Here is a 1487-nt window from a genome sequence, read left to right as displayed (position 1 = left end):
GCAGTAGATTTACATGGTGGAGCGATCGCTATGGAAACTCAATTAGGACAAGGAACTACTTTTACCGTTGTTCTGCCTCATTTGACAAATTAATAATCGATTGTGTGTATAGTAATTTTTTTTAATGTCAACTGTAAACAATGTCAAGACAATTTTAATTATTGACGATAATGTCGACGACCGCGACATTTATAGTCTCTATTTGAATCGAGATGCTATTAATACTTATGAAATTATCGAAACTGAAACAGGAAACAAGGGTTTAGAGTCTCATCAAAGCGAAAAACCCGATCTGATTTTGCTCGACTATGTTTTGCCAGATATGAACGGACTGAAATTTATTCGAGAGTTGAAAGCTAGTTGCGAGCGGTTACCACCAATAATTATGCTTACGGGTGAAGGAAATGAAGCAGTGGCAGTAAAAGCGATGAAAGCTGGCGTTAAAGATTATTTAATTAAAGGAGAAATCAACGCCGAAAGTTTTCGTTTTGCCGTTCGCAACGTACTCGAACAATCTCGCTTGCAACAGTTAGCCGAACGTAGCGAACATAAATTTCGTATTTCGGTAGAAAATTTACTCGACTACTTTGGTATTTATAGCAGCGTTCGCGATCGTAACAACAAAATTATCAGTTTTCGCACCGACTATCTCAATCAAGCCGCCTGTAAAAATAACCTATTTGAGTTACAGCAACAAACAAACCAAAATCTCTGTCAAAAAATCGCCTCTCATCCAAAGGCAGAATTATTCGAGCAGTGCTGTCAAGTTATCGAAACTGGCAAACCACTCTTCAAAGAACATGCATTTTGCTTAAGAGCGGAGAATAAAGAAGTTTTTACCAAAATTTTTGAAATTAGAATTAACAAACTAGAAGATGGTTTTGTTGCTGTATGGCGGGACATTACCGAACGCAAACTAATAGAACAAAATACTCGCGCAGCTTTAGAAAAAGAAAAAAAACTCAACGAACTCAAAACACGTTTTGTGACTACCACCTCTCATGAGTTTCGCACTCCCCTAGCCTCCATTTTGTCTTCTTCCGAATTACTCGAACACTATGGTTATAAATGGACTGAAGAGAAAAAACTAAATCATCTACATCGCATTCAAGCTTCGGTAAAACATATGACTGGGTTATTAAATGATGTTTTGCTGCTTGGTAAAGCTGATGCGGGTAAATTAAAGTTGAATCCCACTAAGTTCGATCTGTATCTATTATGTCAAGAACTGATAGAAGAAATAGCATTAATTTTCCCAACTCATCAAATTATCTTTAGTCAGGATGGTTGTTTGAGTAATGAAAAACAGTTAGCTGTTGATAATGAAGTTGCAGCAGTAGATGCTGCAACTTCAGCGTTTGTTTGTATGGATGAAGAACTACTACGTCACATTCTCACTAACTTGCTTTCTAATGCCATCAAGTATTCGCCTTATAGCGACAAAGTGTATTTAGATGTCACCTGCGAAACCAAACGAACCGTATTCT

General features: G+C 37.2%; 1 protein-coding gene. It reads left to right on the top strand.

From position 1 onward, the window contains the following. Window positions 1–124: 124 nt before the first annotated feature. Window positions 125–1487 (top strand): response regulator (locus KV40_RS32895; RefSeq protein ID WP_253274439.1); only part of this gene is annotated, 1363 nt, incomplete at its 3' end.

The organism is Myxosarcina sp. GI1, assembly GCF_000756305.1.
Classification (GTDB): Bacteria; Cyanobacteriota; Cyanobacteriia; order Cyanobacteriales; family Xenococcaceae; genus Myxosarcina.
This window is presented reverse-complemented; position numbering and strand designations above follow the sequence as displayed.